The sequence below is a fragment of the Streptomyces sp. 7R007 genome (genome assembly GCF_054850255.1).
Genome location: NZ_JBTWMV010000024.1, coordinates 89,133 through 106,896 on the forward strand (window position 1 = coordinate 89,133; position 17,764 = coordinate 106,896).

Genomic DNA, 17,764 nt, shown 5'->3' on the forward strand with positions numbered 1-17,764 from the left:
GTCGGTGGCATGACGCGAATCGACAACAACCGCGGCGGCGGGAGCACCGCCGTCACCGTGCGGGGACTGGTCAAGCACTACGGCGAGACCAAGGCGCTGGACGGCGTCGACCTGGACGTGCGCGAGGGCACCGTGATGGGTGTGCTCGGGCCGAACGGAGCCGGCAAGACCACCCTCGTGCGCATCCTGTCCACCCTGCTGACGCCGGACGACGGGCAGGCGACCGTCGCCGGCTACGACGTCCGGAGCCAGCCCCGGCAGCTGCGCCGGGTGATAGGGCTGACCGGGCAGTACGCCTCGGTCGACGAGAAGCTCCCCGGCTGGGAGAACCTGTACATGATCGGGCGGCTGCTCGACCTGCCCCGCAAGGAGGCGCGGGCACGGGCCGACGAGCTGCTGGAGCGGTTCTCGCTGACGGACGCCGCCAGGCGGCCGGCGAGCACCTACTCCGGCGGTATGCGCCGCCGCCTCGACCTCGCCGCCTCCATGATCGGACGCCCCGAGGTGCTGTTCCTGGACGAGCCGACCACCGGACTCGACCCGCGCACCCGCAACGAGGTGTGGGACGAGGTCAAGGCCATGGTCGGGGACGGCGTGACCGTGCTGCTCACCACCCAGTACATGGAGGAGGCCGAGCAGCTCGCCACCGAGCTGACCGTCGTCGACCGGGGCAAGGTCATCGCCGGCGGCGAGATCGACGAGCTGAAGGCCAAGGTCGGCGGACGGACGCTGCGGGTGCGGCCCGCCGACCCGCTGCAGCTGCGGCCGCTCGCCGCCGCCCTCGACGAGCTCGGCATCACCGGGCTGGCCTCCACCACCGTCGATGCCGCGAGCGGCGCCGTGCTGGTGCCGATCCTCAGCGACGAGCAGCTCACCGCCGTCGTCCAGGCCGTCACCGCGCGCGGCATCACCCTCTCCGCCATCACCACCGAACTGCCCAGCCTGGACGAGGTGTTCCTGTCCCTCACCGGCCACCGCGCCAGTGCCCCGCAGGACGCCGTACCCGCCGAAACCCGTGAGGAGGTCGCCGTATGAGCGCGGCAACCGTGACCGCGACCGACGCGCGCATTCCGCTGCGCGGCCATCTCCGGCACACCGGGGCCCTGATCCGCCGCAACCTGCTGTGGATCAAGCAGGACCCCGAGTCGATGTTCGACGCCCTGCTGATGCCGGTCGTCTTCACCCTGCTGTTCGTGTACGTCTTCGGCGGCTCGATCGGGCAGTCGCTGGGCGGCGGACAGGACCAGTACGTGCAGTACGTCATCCCGGGCATGATCGCGATGATGAGCATGACGCTGTCCCAGGGCGTCGGCACCGGCTTCAGCCAGGACTTCAACTCCGGTGTCATGGACCGCTTCCGGTCCCTGCCGATCGGGCGCGGCTCGGTGCTCTTCGCGAAGGTCGCGGTGGAGCTCGGGCGGATGATCTTCGCCACCACCGTGCTGATGATCGTCTCCGTCCTGGTCGGCTTCGACATCACCAACTGGCCCGGCCTGTTCGCGACCGTGGGTCTGTCGGCGGTGTTCGCCTCGTCGATCATGTGGGTGTTCCTCACCCTGGGCGTGGTGCTGAAGAACGCGCAGTCCGTGCAGGCGATGGGCTTCCTGGTGCTGTTCCCACTGCAGTTCGGCTCGTCGATCTTCGCGCCGACGAACTCGATGCCGGGCTGGCTGCAGGCCTTCACCGACTACAACCCGCTGTCCACGCTCGCCGACGCGGCGCGCGGGCTGATGGTGGGCGGCCCGGTCGCGCACGACCTGTGGGTGACCCTGGCCTGGTCGGTGGCGATCACAGCGGTTGCGGCGCCGTACGCGATCCACAAGTTCCGTACCAAGAGCTGACGTTCGCCCGGCTCGTGTCGGTGCGCGTCAGACCAGGGCGGCGGCCTCCTGAAGGGAGAGTCCGCCGCCCTCCGCGTGCGCGGCCTCGAAGGCGGCGTCGCCGAGGACCCGGCGGGTGTGCCGCTCGGCGCGGGCGTACACCTCGCGCTCCATGGAGGTCAGCACGTGACCGGGCGGAAGCAGCGTCCGGGCGGTCCCGAGGCAGCGGGCGCCGTCGCCGGCCCGGCCGCCGCCGTCGACCTCGGCGAGCGAGATCGCCGCCATGGCCAGGTACAGGGGGCGCATGTGCGGGGCGATGGCCTCCGACAGCGGGTCGCGGGCCCGCTCCAGCGCCTGGCGGATCAGGTCCAGGGCGAGGTCGTGGTTGCCGTCGACCGTCTCCAGCCAGGCCTCGCCGCCGAGGATGAACGCGTCGAAGACGATGAAGTGGGCGATCTTGAACTCCTCGCGCACGCGCCGCAGTTGCTCGCGCGCCTGCGGGACGCGGCCGGTCATGGCGAGCCGGCTCGCCAGGAACATCCGGGCGGCCGGCAAGGCCTCGTTGTGGGCGCCGTCGTGGGTCTCGATCACCTCGTGCAGGATGCGCTCGCCCCGCTCGCTCTGGCCCGCCTCGATCAGCGCGCTGCCGAGCCGGGCGCGCAGCACCGTCGTCTGGGCGTGCGCGCCCAGCAGTTCGGCCTGTTCGATCGCCGCCTCGTAGTCGGCGGCGGCGAGCAGGTACTCGCCGACCCGCTCCCGGGCCTCGCCGCGCGCGGAGAGCGCCTCGGCGATGCCCCAGGCGTCGTCGAGCCCGCGGAAGATCTCCAGTGACTCGTCGGCGTCCCGGGTGGCGTCGCCGGCCCAGTCGCTGCGGTTGGCCAGGAGGTTGGCGCGCATCTGGAGAGTCGCGGCGAGCTCCCACTCCATGCCCGGGGTGGACCGGCAGGTGCGCACGGCGGAGTCGAGGATCACCGGCAGCCGCTCGACGCTGCCGGTGAGCATCACGGCGTAGAACCAGAGCATGCCCGGGGTGCGGCAGGTCTGCGGGTAGCCGGGCTCGTAGACCTCGGTGATGACGCGCAGCTTCTCCTTCGCCTCCGGGCGCTCCCATGCCTCCAACTCGGTGTCCATGCACGCCAGATGGGCAAGGTGGACACCGCGCCGGGCCTCGGCGAGGAGTTCGCCGGTCAGCGGGGGCGGCACGTCGGTGCAGCGCTGCCAGACGGGGGCGGCGCGCCGGACGGGGGCGGCGAAGGGGTCGGGGCCGAGGGCCATGACCTCGGCGCACCAGTTGCGGGCCTCGATGCGCAGGTCGCGCATCTGCCAGTACCAGGCGAGCGACAGGATCAGGCAGAGGGCCTCCTGCTCGTCCCGGGCGGCCACGGCACGGCGCAGGGCGGTGCGCAGGTTCTCGTACTCGCGCTCCAGCCGTGCGATGGCGGTGAGTTGGCCGGGGCCGCGCAGCAACGGTTCGGTGCTGCGGGCGAGTTCGCGGTAGTACGTCAGGTGCGCGCGCTCGGTGGCGGCGCGGTCGCCGCTCTCGTCGAGCCGTTCGGCGGCGTACTCGGCGACGGTCTCCAGCAACCGGTAGCGCATCTCGCCCTCACCCGAAGGGGCCGCCACCACCAGGGACTTGTCGACGAGGGAGCCGAGCGCCTCCAGGGCGGCGGGGCCGCAGACGGCCTCCGCGGCGGCGAGGTCGCAGCCGCCGGCGAAGACGGACAGCCGCCGCAGGACGTCCCGCTCCTCCTCGTGCAGCAGCTCCCAGGACCAGTCGACCACCGCGCGCAGGGTCTGCTGGCGGGGCAGGACGGTACGGCTGCCGGAGGTGAGCAGCCGGAAACGGTCGTCGAGGCGGTCGGCGATCTGGCGCGGCGTCAGCATCCGCAGCCGGGCCGCCGCCAGCTCGATGGCGAGCGGCAGTCCGTCCAGGCGGCGGCAGATCTCCGCGCACGCCTCCGGATCGTCGTCGACGCTGAACCCCGGCCGGGCGGCGGCCCCGCGGTCGGCGAGCAGCCGCAACGCGACCGGCTCCGGCAGCGGTTCCACCGGGCGCAGCAACTCGCCGGGCACGCCGAGGGGTTCACGGCTCGTGGCGAGCACCGTCAGGTGGGGGCAGCGCTCCAGCAGCTCCTCCACCAGGCGGGCGGCGGCGTCGACGACGTGCTCGCAGTTGTCGAGGACGATCAGCATGCGGCGCCGGCCGCAGTGTTCGGCGAGCCGCTCCACGGGGTCGCCGGAGCGCTCGCTGCCGGCCCGCATCGCCTCGGCGCCGGCGCCGTACAGCACGGTCTCGCGGGCGCCGACGGCGGTGAGGACGGCCTCGGGTACGGCGTCCGGGTCGTCGACGGGAGCGAGCTCGGCCAGCCACACCCCGTCCCGGGCGGCGTCCCGCACGGTCTCGGCGGCCTCCTGCGACAACCGCGTCTTGCCGGCCCCACCGGGTCCGAGCAACGTCACGAGCCGCGCCCCGCCGAGATCCCTGCGGATGGCTTCGATATCGGCCTCCCTGCCGACGAAGGAGGTGAGACGGGCACGGAGGTTGCCGGGGGGCGGGGAGGGAGCGCCGGCGGTGCCGGGGTGAGCGGGAGCTTCGGAGGCCGGGTGGGCGGGAGCTTCGGGGGTGAGGTGGGTGGGGGCTTGGGAAGTGGGCTGGGCGGTCGGGATCGGGGTGGGGGTGGGGTTCGCGCTCCGAAGGGCGTCGGTGTCCGCCCCAGGCGCACACGGCGCACCCGCGCCCACCCCGGTCTGCGCTCCGGCGCCCGCCCTGGTCGACGCACCCGTCCCCGTCGCCGCACCCGCGCCCGCCCCCGTCCGTCCGCCGTGCGGCCCGTGCCCCCTGCGTGACGTGTCTCCGTTGGACATGCCGTCCGCGGACGCGTCCCGTGCCGGCCGGCGAGGTTGCCACGTCGGTCCGTGTGTCTGGCCCGTGCCGCTCTCTCCTCGGAGCAACTCCCCGTGCAGCGCCCTGAGTTCCGGTCCCGGGTCCGCTCCCAGGCGGTCGGCCAGGAGCTGTCGTACCTCCTCGTACGCGGCCAGTGCCTCCGCCGTGCGGCCCGCGTCGCGCAGTGCGCGCAGGCGCAGGGCCTGGAGGGGCTCGTCGAGGGGGTGGGTGTCGCACAGGGCGGTCAGTTCCGGCAGGGACTGCTCCGCGTGCCCCAGGGCCAGCGCGGCACCGTGGCGGGCGCGCAGCGCGTCCAGGCGCCGGGCCTCCCAGCGGGCCGACTCCGCCGCGCGGCCGGGAAGGTCGGCGAGGACGGGCCCCCGCCACAGCGCGAGGGCGTCGTCGAGGACGACGGCCGCCTTGGCGGGGTCACCGTCGGCGAGGGCGCGGGTGCCCTCCCCGGTGAGCCGTTCGAAACGGTGCAGGTCGACGTCGTCGGGGCCGGCGGTGAGCCGGTAACCCCCCTCCGCCGAGGCGACCGCGTCCGCGCCGAGCGCCCGGCGCAGCCGTCCGACGAGCGCCTGCAACGCTCCCGTCGCGTCGGCGGGCGGGTCCCCGTCCCAGACCTCGTCGACCAGCAGGCTCGCGGTGACCACGCGGCCGGGGCGCAGCGCGAGCACGGTCAGCAGCGCACGCAGCCGCGCCCCGCCGAGCGGGACGGCCGTGCCGTCGGGACGGAGAGCCTGGGTGGTGCCGAGGATGCGGTAGCGCACGGGGTCCATTGTCTCCGGTCGTCGCGGGGCCGGTCACGGGATTCGAACGCGACGGCGTGTGGGCCGACGGAGCTCCGGAAACCGTGCACCGGCATGAACGACCCAGCCTCGCGGAACCCCAGCCCCACCGCGAGACGTTTTCCGCATGTGCCCGGTACCGTCGGGCAGTCGCACCGCAGCACACCGCACACCACCGCACCGCGCCCACGCACCGTCCAGGGAGCCCCATGACCGCCGCCACCACCGCCCGCCGCGCCGAGCGGCGGATCAGTCCCGTCTTCCTGGGGATCCTCGCCGTCACCGCGGTCGCGGGGTGGGCCACCTGGACCGGGTTCGCCGAGCAGCCGGGGCTCGCGGTGTTCCTGTTCGTGACGTCGGCGTGGATCGTCTCCCTGTGCCTGCACGAGTACGCGCACGCGCGCACCGCCTGGCACAGCGGCGACATCACGGTGGGCGCGAAGGGCTACCTCACGCTCAACCCGATGAAGTACACCCACGCCCTGCTGAGCATCGTGCTGCCGGTGCTGTTCGTGATCATGGGCGGGATCGGGCTGCCGGGCGGCGCGGTGTTCATCGAACGCGGCCGGATCAGGGGGCGGTGGCGGCACAGTCTCATCTCGGCCGCGGGACCGCTGACGAACGTGCTGTTCGCGGCCGTGTGCACGGCCCCCTTCTGGCTGCACGCGCTGGACGGCGTGCCGCAGGACTTCCGGTACGCGCTGGCGTTCCTCGCGCTGCTCCAGGTGACGGCCGCGATCCTGAACTTCCTGCCGGTGCCCGGCCTGGACGGCTACGGCGTGCTCGAGCCCTGGCTGTCGTACAAGATCAAGCGCCAGGTGGAGCCCTTCGCCCCGTTCGGCCTGCTCCTGGTGTTCGTGGTGCTGTGGCTGCCGCGGGTCAACAGCGTCTTCTTCGACCTGATCGACGCCGTGCTGCGCGCCCTCGGGGTCGAGGACTGGGACACCTCGGCCGGCTGGAGCCTCTACCGCTTCTGGGAGTAGGCCGGCCGGCCGCGGCGCGCGTAGTACCAGCACATGTTGCTGGACAGCCCGGCCAGCAGCACCCATACGATCCCCAGCCAGCTGCCCTGCACGAAGGAGACCACGGCGGCGGCTACCGAGAGCACGCAGACGATCAGCGCGTAGAGGCCAAGGCGGGGCATGGGGGTCGACTCCTGTCGGGGGACACTGCTGACGCACTCAGTGTCCCCCATCCGCTCAGACGTCCGTGACGCGGAGCCCGGCGTGTGCCTTGTAGCGCCGGTTGACGGAGATCAGGTTGGCGACCAGGGACTCCACCTGGTGGGCGTTGCGCAGCCGCCCCGCGAAGACGCCGCGCATGCCGGGGATGCGCCCGGCGAGGGCCTGGACGGTCTCGACGTCGGCGCGCTCCTCCCCCAGCACCATCACGTCGGTGTCGATCTCCTCGATCTCCGGGTCCTGGAGCAGGACGGCCGACAGGTGGTGGAAGGCGGCGGTGACCCGGGAGTCCGGCAGCAGGGCGGCGGCCTGCTCGGCGGCGCTGCCCTCCTCCGGCTTCAGCGCGTAGGCGCCCTTCTTGTCGAAGCCGAGCGGGTTGACGCAGTCGACGACGAGCTTCCCGGCGAGTTCCTCGCGCAGGGACTCCAGCGTCTTGCCGTGGCCCTCCCAGGGGACGGCGACGATCACGAGGTCGCTGCGGCGCGCGCACTCGGCGTTGTCGGCCCCCTCGACACCGTGCCCGAGCTCGTCGGCTGCGGCCCGGGCGCGCTCGGCGGCCCGCGAGCCGATGATCACCTTCTGCCCGGCCCGCGCGAGCCGGTAGGCCAGGCCCTTGCCCTGCGGCCCGGTCCCGCCCAGGACGCCGACGACGAGCCCGGAGACGTCGGGCAGGTCCCACGGATCCTTGGCGGGGGCCTTCGCGGGGGTCTGTGCAGCACTGTCGGTAGAGGTCATGGGCCGACTTTACGTCCGCCCCGACGGCCCCCGCCGGTCAGGTGAGCCGCGTCACGGGCACCCGGCGGAAGACGATCCGCTCGTAGGCGCCGAAGTCCCCGGTCTCGTACAGCAGCCCGACGGTCGAGTCGTCGACGCGCACGAGGTCGGAGTAGGCGGCGGGCAGCCCGTCGACGGTGTGGACGGGCCGCCAGGTCCGGCCGCTGTCGGTGGAGGCGCGCAGCGTCATCAGGGCGCGGCCGCCGGGGAAGGCCGGTCCGGAGAAGAGCAGGACGTCCGGTTCGCCGAGGTGCAGCAGGCTGCCCTGGCAGACGGGGCCGTCGAGGCCGGCCTGCGGGCGGAAGCGGGTGTGCAGGGTTTCGCCGCCGTCCTCCGAGACGGCGTCGGCGCGGTTGCCGGGCGCGGGGGAGTCGTTGCGGGTGTTGAAGTAGACGCGGCCGTCGGGGAGTTCGGCGGCGGTGGTCTCGTTGACGTTGATGTAGCCGTCGGTGTTCTCGTCGAGGTAGCCGATCGACCAGGTGGCGCCGCGGTCGTCGCTGAGCAGGCAGTGGCCGCTGTTGTACCGCGGCTCGGTGCCGGTGTCCGTGCCCGTGGGCGGCAGGGTGTGGTTGGCGGGCACGACGACCCGCCCGGACGTCAGCTGCAGGGCGTGCCCCGGGGTGGTGGCGTACCACCGCCACCCGGGCCGTTTGACCGACTCGGTGATCTCGGCGGGCGCCGACCAGGTGGCGCCCTCGTCGTCGCTGTACTGCACCCACACCCGCCGCCCGTCGGCGTCGCTCACCTTGCCCTGCAGGATCGCCTTTTCGGCCGCCGAGGCCGCGGAGCGGACGTGGACGAGCAGGATGCGGCCGGTGTCGAAGACGACGGGGGCCGGGTTGCCGGCGAGGTCGGTGCCGTTGCGCGCGGCGACCTGGAGCGGCCCCCAGGTGCGTCCGCCGTCCGTCGAGCGCTTCAGCACGATGTGGATGTGCCCGTGATCGCTCGCGCTGTCGACCCGCCCCTCGCAGAAGGCGAGGAGGGTGCCCTGGGCGGTGGCGACGACGGCGGGGATGCGGTAACTGGCGTATCCCTCGCGGCCGGCGCGGAACGGGACGGTGGCTTCGGTCATCCGCGCACTGTCGCCAAGTCGGGCGAATTCGGGGTGAACTCCGGGTCAAGAATGCCCGGTTGGTGCAGGATGCGGACGTATGGACGCCGTACGTGTCGCCTTGCTGCGTGAAGTGCTCGCCGGGACGGAGTGGTTGGGCTCCACCCGGCGCTTCGCCGGAACCCTGCGCGGATCGGTGGTGTCGCACGGGGGCGGACTGCTCCTGCTGGGCACGCCGGAGTACGAACCGTGGCACCTCGCCGCCCACTTGGTGGACGAGGCCGCGTGGTCGGGCACGCCGGAACTGGCCCCGACGCTCGTACGGCACGAGGCGCGGCCGTCGGATCCGGCGCATCTGGCGGTCGGCCTGGGCCGTCTGGCCGCGGCCCGGCGCGGCGAGACACTGCTCGTGGTCTCCCCGCACAGCCCCGACGCGCCCCTGCTGGAGCGCGTGCACGACGCCCGCCGGGCGGGCGCCACGGTCCTCGCCCTGGGGCCCGCCGAGGGCGAACTGCTGCCCATGGCCCACGACTCGCTGCCCGTGCCGGCCGCCTCCGAACTGGACCTGGACACCGTCCAGCACCTGGTCAGCGCGGCGGCCGGCGAGCCCTCCCTGCCCGCGCCCCGGGGCCGACGGCGCTTCCGGGACCGGCTGTCGCGGCTGGCGGACCAGCTCACGGCCCCGCCTCCCGCCCCCTGGTGAAACCCGATTGCCCCCCGCACCCGTCCAACACCACCATGACCCTTCGTGACCGATGAAGCCCCCGGACCCCCCACCGGCCTGCGCGCCCTCCTCCCCGACCTCGCCCCGTGGCGCGCCTCGGCCGACTTCCGCCGGCTGTGGGTGTCGGGCACGATCTCCAACTTCGGCAGCTTCCTCACCTTCGTGGCCGTGCCGGTCCAGCTCAAGGGCCTCACCGGCTCGGCGGCGGCGGTGGGCGCGATCGGCGCGGTGGAGCTCCTGCCGCTGGTCCTCTTCGGCCTCTACGGCGGCGCGCTCGCCGACGCCCTGGACAAGCGCACGCTGATCATCCGGACGGAGGCCGGCCAGGGCCTGCTCTCCGCGGCCCTCCTCCTCAACGCCCTGCTCCCGCACCCCGCGACCTGGCCCCTGTACGTCGTGGCCGCCCTGTCCTCCGCCCTGGTCTCCGTCCAGCGCCCGGCGATCGACTCGCTCTGGCCGCGGATCGTGGCCCACGAGCACATGCCCGCCGCGACCGCGCTGAACTCCCTGCGCTGGACGGTGGGCGGCGTGGCGGGCCCGGCGCTGGCGGGCGTGGTGGTGGCCTACGCGGGACTCGGCTGGGCGTACGGCGCGGACGCGCTGACCTTCGCCGTCTCCGTGGCCCTCATGCTCCCCATCGCCGCCTCGCCCGCCTCCCACGAGGCCGCGAAACCCTCCCTCCGGGCGATCGCGCAGGGCGCGCGGTACGCGTGGAGCCGCAAGGAACTGCTGGGCACCTACGTGGTGGACCTGGCGGCGATGTTCCTGGCGATGCCGCTGGCCGTGCTGCCCTTCCTGGCGGACGACCTGGACGCGGCCTGGTCCCTGGGCCTGATGTACGCGACGGTGCCGTTCGGTTCGCTCCTGGTGAGCGTGACCAGCGGCTGGACGTCCCGCGTCCACCGCCACGGCCGGATGGTGGTGCTGTCGGCCGCCCTGTGGGGCCTGGCCGTCGCGGCCGCGGGCGTCGTCGGCAACGTCTGGCTGGTGCTGGTGTTCCTGACCGTGGCCGGCGGCTGCGACATGGTCAGCGGGATCTTCCGGGGGGCCATGTGGAACCAGACGATCCCGGACGAGCTGCGCGGCCGGCTCGCCGGGATCGAACTGCTGTCGTACTCGATCGGCCCGACCGTGGGCCAGGTCCGCGCGGGCGGCTTCGCCGCCTGGTGGGGCGTGCGGACGTCGGTCTGGTCGGGCGGCCTGCTCTGCGCGGGCGCGGTGGGCCTGCTGGCGTTGTGTCTGCCCAGGCTGATGACCTACGACGTCCGCACCGACGAACACGCCCTGCGGGTGCGGGCCCGGCGCGGCGAGGCGGCCCCGCAGCCGCAGGGCTGATCAGCTCCCGTCAGCTCTCCTCGCCACCGCCGGCCGGGGCGTCGTGCCACTTGGGGTCGTTCTCCCACTGGAGGTTGCGCTCGCGGGCCGTCTCCATCGCGTGCTCGGCCTCCTGCCGGGAGGCGTACGGCCCGAACCGGTCCTTGGCGGGGCACTCCGGCCCTTCCTCGACCTTCTTGTGCTCCAGGCAGTAGTACCACTCACCCGGCTTGCCGACGGTCCGCTTCTTGAACAGGGCCATGACCAGCTCCTCTCGCCACCCACATGTTCCCCCACACCCGCTGGTTAGACTCGCTGGCATGTCTGGCCAGTCGCTGCTCGTACCAGGGGAGCTCTCCCCCACCCGTTCCGTGCCCGGAAACATCCGCCGCCCCGAGTACGTCGGCAAGCCCGCGCCGACGCCGTACACCGGCCCGGAGGTGCAGACCCCGGAGACGATCGAGGCGATGCGGGTCGCCGGCCGGATCGCGGCCCGCGCGATGGCGGAGGCGGCGAAGCTGATCGCCCCCGGGGTGACCACCGACGAGCTGGACAAGGTGGCGCACGAGTACATGTGCGACCACGGCGCCTACCCCTCCACCCTCGGCTACCGCGGCTTCCCCAAGTCGCTGTGCACGAGCGTCAACGAGGTGATCTGCCACGGCATTCCGGACTCGACGGTGCTGCGGGACGGCGACATCGTCAACCTGGACGTGACGGCGTACATCGGCGGTGTGCACGGCGACAACAACGCCACGTACCTGGTGGGCGAGGTCGACGAGGAGAGCCGGCTGCTGGTCGAGCGCACCCGCGAGTCCCTCACACGCGCGATCAAGGCGGTCAAGCCGGGCCGCCAGATCAACGTCATCGGCCGCGTGATCGAGTCGTACGCCAAGCGCTTCGGCTACGGCGTGGTCCGGGACTTCACCGGCCACGGCATCAACTCGTCGTTCCACTCGGGCCTGATCATCCCGCACTACGACAGCCCGCACGCGACGACGGTCATGCAGCCCGGCATGACGTTCACGATCGAGCCGATGCTGACGCTGGGCACGCACGAGTACGACATGTGGGACGACGGCTGGACGGTGGTCACCAAGGACCGCAAACGCACGGCCCAGTTCGAGCACACACTCGTGGTGACGGAGACTGGCGCGGACATCCTCACCCTGCCCTAGCCCGGCACTCCTGACGCTCCGGCCGGCCGCCTAGCGCTCCGGCTGGCGTTCCAGGAACACCCGGCCGCCGATCTCCACCCAGCCGCCCGGCTGCGGGGCCGTCAGGATCTGCGAGCCGGCCCCCTGCGTGATGTTGAGGGCGCGTCCCAGCCGGTCCGTCAGTTGCATGGCCGCCGCGCCCGTGGCCTCGTCCTCCTCCACGCCGTCCCCCCGGCCGGGGAAGCCGCGGGCGCGCACGCGGCCGGCCGGCTCGTCCTCCCAGGCCCAGGCGTAGATCCACTCCCCGGGCGGCGGCACGGTCAGGGCGTCGACCTCGGCGGGGCTCGCGTACCGGCGCAGGGTGCGCGGCAACGGCCAGTCCGCCCGCGCCTCGATCCAGCTGAACTCCCCGTCCTGCCGGGCGCCCACGACCCCGGCCGGGGTGACCAGTTCGGGCACGTCCAGCAGCCAGGCGGCGCCGACACAGGGGTAGCCGGCGAAGGGCAGGCGGACGCTGGGCGTGTAGATGTCGATGACACCGCGCTCGGGGTCGTCCACGAACACGGTCTCGCTGAAGCCGAGCTTCCGGGCGAACGCCTGCCGGTCGCTCCGCCCGGGTATCGCCGTACCGTCGCGGACGACGCCGAGCTCGTTGCCGTAACCGCCGTTGGGAGCGCAGAAGACGCGGAGCACGTCGTAGTCAGTCACGGGGAGATTGAAGCACCGCCGGTGAGCCGCCGCCGCGCGCGGGGACGGCGCCGCATCCTTGAATTCCCTTTGACAATCCCTTGGGGTTTGTTTTAGGCCACCGTGATCGCCCCGTTCCCATACAGCGTCCATGAGAGCTGAATCACCGTATGGGCGGGTACCACGTAGGCAAGGCTCAGATAAGTTAGGCGAGCCTCACCATCCCTGCGTGAGCCTCGACACGCGATTTTTCGCCAGCCTCAGGAGCCTGCATGCGAGCCGCCGGACTCTCCGTCGTCACCGCCGTCGCCACCGCGGCGGCTCTGACCGCCGTCACGGGCTGCACCGAGAAGAGCACAGCGGACGGTGACGACGCGATCCGGGTGACCGCCGCCGACTCGAAGTGCACGACCTCCGCCACGTCCGTGCCGGCCGGCCAGGTCACGCTGAAGATCGAGAACAAGGGCTCCAAGGCCACCGAAGTGGAGATCCTCTTCCCGGACGACCGGATCGTCTCCGAGAAGGAGAACATCGGGCCGGGCACCAGGTACACGCTGACGGCCGAGGTGAAGGCGGGCAGCTACGAGATCGCCTGCCGGCCCGGCATGAAGGGCCACGGCGTGCGGCAGAAGCTCACGGTCACCGGCTCGGGCGCCGCCGCCGAGCGCGACCCGCAGCTGGACAAGGCCGTCGCCGCCTACCGCGAGTACGCGCAGGAGCAGGCCGACCAGACGATCCCCAAGGTCGAGACGTTCGCCAAGGCGATCAAGGCCGGCGACCTCACGGCCGCGCGCGACGCCTACGCCCCCTCCCGCGTCGGCTGGGAGCGCACCGAACCGATCGCCGAGTCCTTCGGGGACATCGACCCCAAGACCGACACCCGCGCCGACGGCCTGGAGAAGGGCCAGAAGTGGACCGGCTGGCACGCGCTGGAGAAGGCGCTGTGGCAGGACAAGAAGATCGGCAGCGCGCAGAAGGCCCTCGCCGACCAGCTGGTCACCGACCTGAAGGACTGGCAGCAGCGGGTCGGCAAGGCCGAGATCACCCCGACCTCCATGGCCAACGGCGCCAAGGAACTGCTCGACGAGGTCGCCACCGGCAAGGTCACCGGCGAGGAGGACCGCTACTCGCACACCGACCTCAGCGACTTCAAGGCCAACGTCGAGGGCGCGCAGAAGGCGTACGAGCTGCTCAAGCCGGTCGCGCAGAAGAACGACAAGGCGCTGACCACCGAGCTGGACAAGCAGTTCGCCGCGCTGGACGCGCTGCTGGAGAAGTACCGCACCGACAAGACCTCGGACGGGTTCGTGTCGTACGACACCGTCACCGAGACCCAGCGCAAGCAGCTCTCGGACGCGGTGAACGCGCTCGCCGAGCCGCTGTCCAAGCTCGCCGCCGCCGTCGTGAAGTAGGGGACGACTGACCATGACGGACACCCAGGAAACCGAGGCCACCGCCGCCGGCGCGCCAAAACAGCCCTCGCGCCGCTCCCTGATCGGCTGGGGCGGGGCCGGGCTCGCGCTCGGGGCCGCCGTGGCCGGCGGCGCGGCCGCGATGACCCGCGTCGGCGACGACGTGGACCCGGCCGCCGCCGAGACGGGCGCCGCGATCGCCTTCCACGGCGCCCACCAGGCGGGCATCGCCACGCCCGTGCAGGACAGGCTGCACTTCGCCGCGTTCGACGTGGAGACCGACGACCGCGCCGAGTTCGTGCAGATGCTGAAGGACTGGACGGCCGCCGCGCGCCGGATGACGGCCGGCAAGCCGGTCGGCGACGGCGCCTACGGCGGGCTCGCGGAGGCGCCGCCGGACGACACCGGCGAGGCGCTGGACCTCAAGCCCTCGCGGCTGACGCTGACCATCGGCTTCGGCCCGTCGCTGTTCGAGAAGTTCGGCCTGAAGGACCGGCGCCCGGAGGCCCTGGTCGACCTGCCGCAGTTCCCCAACGAGAACCTCGACAAGAGCCGCAGCAACGGCGACCTGTGCGTGCAGGCGTGCGCCGACGACCCGCAGGTCGCCGTGCACGCGATCCGCAACCTGGCCCGCATCGGCTTCGGCAAGGTCTCCATCCGCTGGTCGCAGCTCGGCTTCGGCAAGACGTCCTCGACGACCCCGGACGCGCAGACCCCGCGCAACCTGATGGGCTTCAAGGACGGCACCCGCAACATCGCGGGCACCGAGACGGACCGGCTGAAGAAGTTCGTGTGGGTCGGCGAGCAGGACGGGCCCGCGTGGATGACCGGTGGGTCGTATCTGGTCGCCCGGCGCATCCGGATGCACATCGAGACCTGGGACCGCACCTCGCTGCAGGAGCAGGAGGACGTCTTCGGCCGCGACAAGGGCACCGGCGCCCCGGTCGGCAAGGCCAAGGAGCACGACGCGCCGTTCCTGAAGGCCATGAAGCCCGACGCGCACGTCCGGCTCGCGCACCCCGACTCCAACCACGGGGCGACGATCCTGCGCCGCGGCTACTCCTTCACGGACGGCACGGACGGCCTCGGCCGGCTGGACGCGGGCCTGTTCTTCATCGCCTACCAGCGTGACGTGCGCGAGGGGTTCATCCGCATCCAGCGCAACCTCGCCAACGACGCGCTCAACGAGTACATCCAGCACGTGGGTTCGGCGGTCTTCGCCGTCCCGCCGGGCGTCCGCGACGAGGACGACTGGTGGGGCAGCACGCTGTTCGCCAAGGAGGCGTAGCCGTGTTCTCCAACTACCTGATCGGTCTGCGCGAGGGCCTGGAAGCCAGCCTCGTCGTCTGCATCCTGATCGCCTACCTGGTCAAGACGGGCCGCCGGGACGCGATCCGGCCCATCTGGATCGGCATCTCCATCGCCGTGCTGATCGCGATGGGCTTCGGCTGCGTGCTCGAGTTCGGCTCCCAGGAGCTGACGTTCCAGGCGCAGGAGGCCCTCGGCGGCTCCCTGTCCGTCGTCGCGGTCGGCCTGGTGACGTGGATGGTGTTCTGGATGCGGCGCACCGCCCGGCATCTGAAGGCCGAGCTGCACGGCAGGCTGGACGCGGCCCTGGCGATGGGCACCGGCGCCCTGGTCGCCACCGCGTTCCTCGCCGTGGGCCGCGAGGGGCTGGAGACGGCCCTGTTCGTGTGGGCGTCGGTGCACGCGGCCAGCGACGGCACCCCGCGCCCGCTGATCGGCGTCGCCCTGGGCCTGGCCACCGCGGTCTTCCTGGGCTGGCTGTTCTACCGCGGCGCCCTGAGGATCAACCTGGCGAAGTTCTTCACCTGGACCGGCGGCATGCTGGTCGTGGTCGCGGCGGGCGTGCTGGCGTACGGCTTCCACGATCTGCAGGAGGCCGACTGGCTGCCGGGGCTGACGAACCTGGCCTTCGACATCAGCGGCACCATGCCGCCGGACAGCTGGTACGGCACGCTGCTGAAGGGCGTGTTCAACTTCCAGCCCGACCCGACGGTCCTTCAGGTCACGGTGTGGCTGCTGTACTTGATCCCGACGCTCGCGCTGTTCTTCGCCCCGGTAGGGTTCGCCTCCGGGAAGGGGAAGGTGAAGGATCGCGATGAGCAGGGATCGCAGCCGTCCGAGGCGTCGAAGGCTTGAGCGAAGCGCGCTGATAGCGGCCTCGCTGACCGCTTTGTCGTTGACGGCGAGCGGTTGTGTGGTGGTCCACGGGGAGAACTACGTCCTGCCCGCGACCACGCGTGCCGAGGCCGCGGAGGCGCTGACGCAGTTCACGACCGCGTACAACAAGGCGGACAAGGCGTACGACCACTCGCTCGACGCCGGCCATGTGACCGGCGCCCTCGGGGACATCGACGAGGCCCGGCTCAAGGCCGGTCACGCCAACAATCCGGGCGGCAACCCGGCGTACTCGCCGCTGAAGCTCACGGACGCGACGTTCACGATCCCGAAGAAGGCGGGCTGGCCGCGCTGGTTCGTCGCCGAGGCGCAGGGCAACAAGGGCGGCAGCCTGCACTGGCTGCTGGTGTTCACCCGGCACGGTCTGGACGAGACCTGGAAGGTGGCGTATCTCACGCTGGTCACCCCCGGCAGCCTGCCCGAGATCAAGAAGGACGCGGACGGCTACGCCGAGACGGTGCCCGCGGACGCGACCGGGTTCGCCGTGGCGCCGGGGGATGTGAGCCGGGACTACGCCACCTATCTGAAGGACGGCGGCAAGACGTTCGCCAACGGCCCGCACACCGACCAGTGGCGGGCCCAGCGCGCGAAGGCGGCCAAGAAGCCGGGTCTGGTCACCCAGTACATCGACGAGCCGGTCACCAGCGGCGACTACGCCCCGCTGGCGCTGCGCACCACGGACGGCGGCGCGCTGGTGTTCTTCGCCACCCGCCGCTACGAGAAGCAGACGGCCGCCGCGGGCACCTCGATCCCCACGCCGAACGCGAGCGTGCAGGCGCTGACGACCGGTGAGATCAAGCAGTCGCTGACGACGGAGTTCATGTCGAACGGCGTGGCCCTGGACCCGGCGCGGGGCCAGGTGTCGGTGCTGGCCCGGCTGGAGGGCCTGACCTCGGCGCAGGGCAGCTAGCCGGTCCCCGCACGGCAGTTCAGTGGCGCAGGGGCCAGGCCGCGTTCGCGTGGTCGGGCTCCTCGCCGGCGTGGCGGGCGCAGGCGTCGGTGAGGGTCTCCAGCAGGCTCAGCGGGTCCGGCAGGGCGTGCTCCGGGCCGCGCACCCACTGCACGGTCGCGCCGTCGTCGCCCGGCAGCCGGGCGGGCGGCACCAGGACGTACGAGCCGCGGCAGTGCCAGCGCAGTCCGGGGTGCTCGTCCATCGTCTCGGGGTGGCAGTCGAGCTCGCACGGCCACCACTCGTCCTCGTCCTCGGGGGTGCCGCGGGTGAGCGTGAAGAAGAGGAGCCGGCCGTCGCCGCTCTCGGCGACCGGGCCGACCTCGACGCCGGCGGACAACAGCCGCTCCAGGGCCTCGCGGCCCGCCTCCAGCGGCACGTCCAGGACGTCGTGCACCATGCCGGTCGCGGTGATGAAGTTGGCCTGCGGCTGGTGGCGGGCCCAGCGCTCGATCTGGGCGCGGTCGGTGGTGGACTGCGTCTGCCAGGCGAACGACACCGGGTGCCGGGCCGGGGTGGGGCAGCCCACGCGGTCGCAGGAGCAGCGGTAGCCGGGGGCGGGGTGGGCGGCGGGGGCGAGCGGCAGGCCCGCTCCGGCGGCGGCCAGCAGCAGGGCCTCACGGCCGCCGTCGTCGGCGCCGGCCTCCTTCGGGCGGCGTCCGCGCAGCCACTGGGAGAGTCTGCCCTGCCGGCCGGTCCGGCCGCCGAACTCCGCGCTCATCTATCCCCTCGCCTCGCTGTCGTGCGGAACAGCATGCCCTATGGTCCCATCTTCCCCGGCTCCGGGGGGCCGGGAGGGGGACATGAGCGGTAGGGGG

At 72.5% G+C, this 17,764-nt stretch carries 17 protein-coding genes; 10 read left to right on the plus strand and 7 right to left on the minus strand.

Translation table 11 applies throughout. The annotated features are described in order from the left end of the window. The first annotated feature begins 9 nt into the window (after positions 1-9). Together ACYF6T_RS28105 and ACYF6T_RS28110 are read left to right on the plus strand one after the other, a co-directional pair. Positions 10-1,035 carry an ATP-binding cassette domain-containing protein gene (locus ACYF6T_RS28105; RefSeq protein WP_461699877.1) on the plus strand — a complete coding sequence of 342 codons (1,026 nt, stop codon included), beginning with the start codon at positions 10-12 and terminating at the stop codon, positions 1,033-1,035. Next, positions 1,032-1,841 (plus strand): ABC transporter permease, encoded by an 810-nt coding sequence (locus ACYF6T_RS28110; RefSeq protein ID WP_461699879.1) that lies wholly within the window; start codon positions 1,032-1,034, stop codon positions 1,839-1,841. The genes ACYF6T_RS28105 and ACYF6T_RS28110 overlap by 4 nt, the downstream gene beginning before the upstream one ends. Positions 1,842-1,868: 27 nt before the next feature. On the opposite strand, the gene ACYF6T_RS28115 is transcribed toward ACYF6T_RS28110, so the two are convergent. Next, positions 1,869-5,486 carry an AfsR/SARP family transcriptional regulator gene (locus tag ACYF6T_RS28115; protein ID WP_461699880.1) on the minus strand — a complete coding sequence of 1,206 codons (3,618 nt, stop codon included), beginning with the start codon at positions 5,484-5,486 and terminating at the stop codon, positions 1,869-1,871. 218 nt (positions 5,487-5,704) lie between these two features. Here ACYF6T_RS28115 and ACYF6T_RS28120 point away from each other — a divergent pair, with 218 nt between their 5' ends. Continuing rightward, positions 5,705-6,478, plus strand: a complete 774-nt coding sequence (locus ACYF6T_RS28120) for a site-2 protease family protein (protein ID WP_461699882.1) — start codon at positions 5,705-5,707, stop codon at positions 6,476-6,478. Here ACYF6T_RS28120 and ACYF6T_RS28125 read toward each other — a convergent pair. Genes ACYF6T_RS28125 through ACYF6T_RS28135 form a run of 3 tightly spaced genes read right to left on the minus strand, consistent with a single transcriptional unit; the run spans position 6,460 to position 8,522 of the window. After that, entirely contained in the window at positions 6,460-6,690 is a 231-nt protein-coding gene (locus tag ACYF6T_RS28125) for a hypothetical protein (protein ID WP_461699883.1), read from the minus strand. The two genes, ACYF6T_RS28120 and ACYF6T_RS28125, sit on opposite strands and share 19 nt — an antisense overlap. A gap of 4 nt (positions 6,691-6,694) precedes the next feature. Continuing rightward, a complete protein-coding gene (gene npdG / locus ACYF6T_RS28130) occupies positions 6,695-7,411 on the minus strand; it encodes an NADPH-dependent F420 reductase (RefSeq protein ID WP_461699884.1) in 717 nt (238 codons plus the stop codon). 37 nt (positions 7,412-7,448) lie between these two features. Then, the gene (locus ACYF6T_RS28135) at positions 7,449-8,522 is read right to left on the minus strand and encodes a sialidase family protein (protein WP_461699886.1); all 1,074 of its coding nucleotides are present in this window, start codon (positions 8,520-8,522) and stop codon (positions 7,449-7,451) included. Between the two features lie 79 nt (positions 8,523-8,601). Here ACYF6T_RS28135 and ACYF6T_RS28140 point away from each other — a divergent pair, with 79 nt between their 5' ends. Both ACYF6T_RS28140 and ACYF6T_RS28145 read left to right on the plus strand, forming a co-directional pair. Beyond that, a complete protein-coding gene (locus ACYF6T_RS28140; RefSeq protein ID WP_461699887.1) occupies positions 8,602-9,204 on the plus strand; it encodes a hypothetical protein in 603 nt (200 codons plus the stop codon). A 45-nt stretch (positions 9,205-9,249) separates the two neighbouring features. Continuing rightward, positions 9,250-10,560 carry an MFS transporter gene (locus ACYF6T_RS28145; RefSeq protein WP_461699888.1) on the plus strand — a complete coding sequence of 437 codons (1,311 nt, stop codon included), beginning with the start codon at positions 9,250-9,252 and terminating at the stop codon, positions 10,558-10,560. A gap of 10 nt (positions 10,561-10,570) precedes the next feature. On the opposite strand, the gene ACYF6T_RS28150 is transcribed toward ACYF6T_RS28145, so the two are convergent. Further along, positions 10,571-10,801, minus strand: coding sequence for a hypothetical protein (locus ACYF6T_RS28150; RefSeq protein WP_461699889.1), 231 nt, complete (start codon positions 10,799-10,801; stop codon positions 10,571-10,573). Between the two features lie 58 nt (positions 10,802-10,859). Here ACYF6T_RS28150 and map point away from each other — a divergent pair, with 58 nt between their 5' ends. After that, complete coding sequence (gene map / locus ACYF6T_RS28155) at positions 10,860-11,717, plus strand: type I methionyl aminopeptidase (RefSeq protein WP_461699891.1); 858 nt, start codon at positions 10,860-10,862, stop codon at positions 11,715-11,717. A gap of 30 nt (positions 11,718-11,747) precedes the next feature. On the opposite strand, the gene ACYF6T_RS28160 is transcribed toward map, so the two are convergent. Then, complete coding sequence (locus ACYF6T_RS28160; RefSeq protein WP_461699892.1) at positions 11,748-12,404, minus strand: PhzF family phenazine biosynthesis protein; 657 nt, start codon at positions 12,402-12,404, stop codon at positions 11,748-11,750. A gap of 251 nt (positions 12,405-12,655) precedes the next feature. On the opposite strand from ACYF6T_RS28160, the gene efeO reads away from it, so the two are divergent. Genes efeO through ACYF6T_RS28180 form a run of 4 tightly spaced genes read left to right on the plus strand, consistent with a single transcriptional unit; the run spans position 12,656 to position 16,907 of the window. Next, on the plus strand, positions 12,656-13,795 hold the full coding sequence (gene efeO / locus ACYF6T_RS28165; RefSeq protein ID WP_461699893.1) for an iron uptake system protein EfeO: 1,140 nt from the start codon (positions 12,656-12,658) through the stop codon (positions 13,793-13,795). Between the two features lie 13 nt (positions 13,796-13,808). After that, positions 13,809-15,083 carry an iron uptake transporter deferrochelatase/peroxidase subunit gene (gene efeB, locus ACYF6T_RS28170; RefSeq protein WP_461699894.1) on the plus strand — a complete coding sequence of 425 codons (1,275 nt, stop codon included), beginning with the start codon at positions 13,809-13,811 and terminating at the stop codon, positions 15,081-15,083. A gap of 2 nt (positions 15,084-15,085) precedes the next feature. Continuing rightward, a complete protein-coding gene (efeU, locus tag ACYF6T_RS28175) occupies positions 15,086-15,958 on the plus strand; it encodes an iron uptake transporter permease EfeU (RefSeq protein WP_461699895.1) in 873 nt (290 codons plus the stop codon). Beyond that, a complete protein-coding gene (locus tag ACYF6T_RS28180; protein ID WP_461699897.1) occupies positions 15,918-16,907 on the plus strand; it encodes a hypothetical protein in 990 nt (329 codons plus the stop codon). The genes efeU and ACYF6T_RS28180 overlap by 41 nt, the downstream gene beginning before the upstream one ends. 19 nt (positions 16,908-16,926) lie before the next feature. On the opposite strand, the gene ACYF6T_RS28185 is transcribed toward ACYF6T_RS28180, so the two are convergent. Continuing rightward, positions 16,927-17,667, minus strand: coding sequence for a bifunctional DNA primase/polymerase (locus tag ACYF6T_RS28185; RefSeq protein WP_461699898.1), 741 nt, complete (start codon positions 17,665-17,667; stop codon positions 16,927-16,929). Between the last annotated feature and the right edge of the window lie 97 nt (positions 17,668-17,764).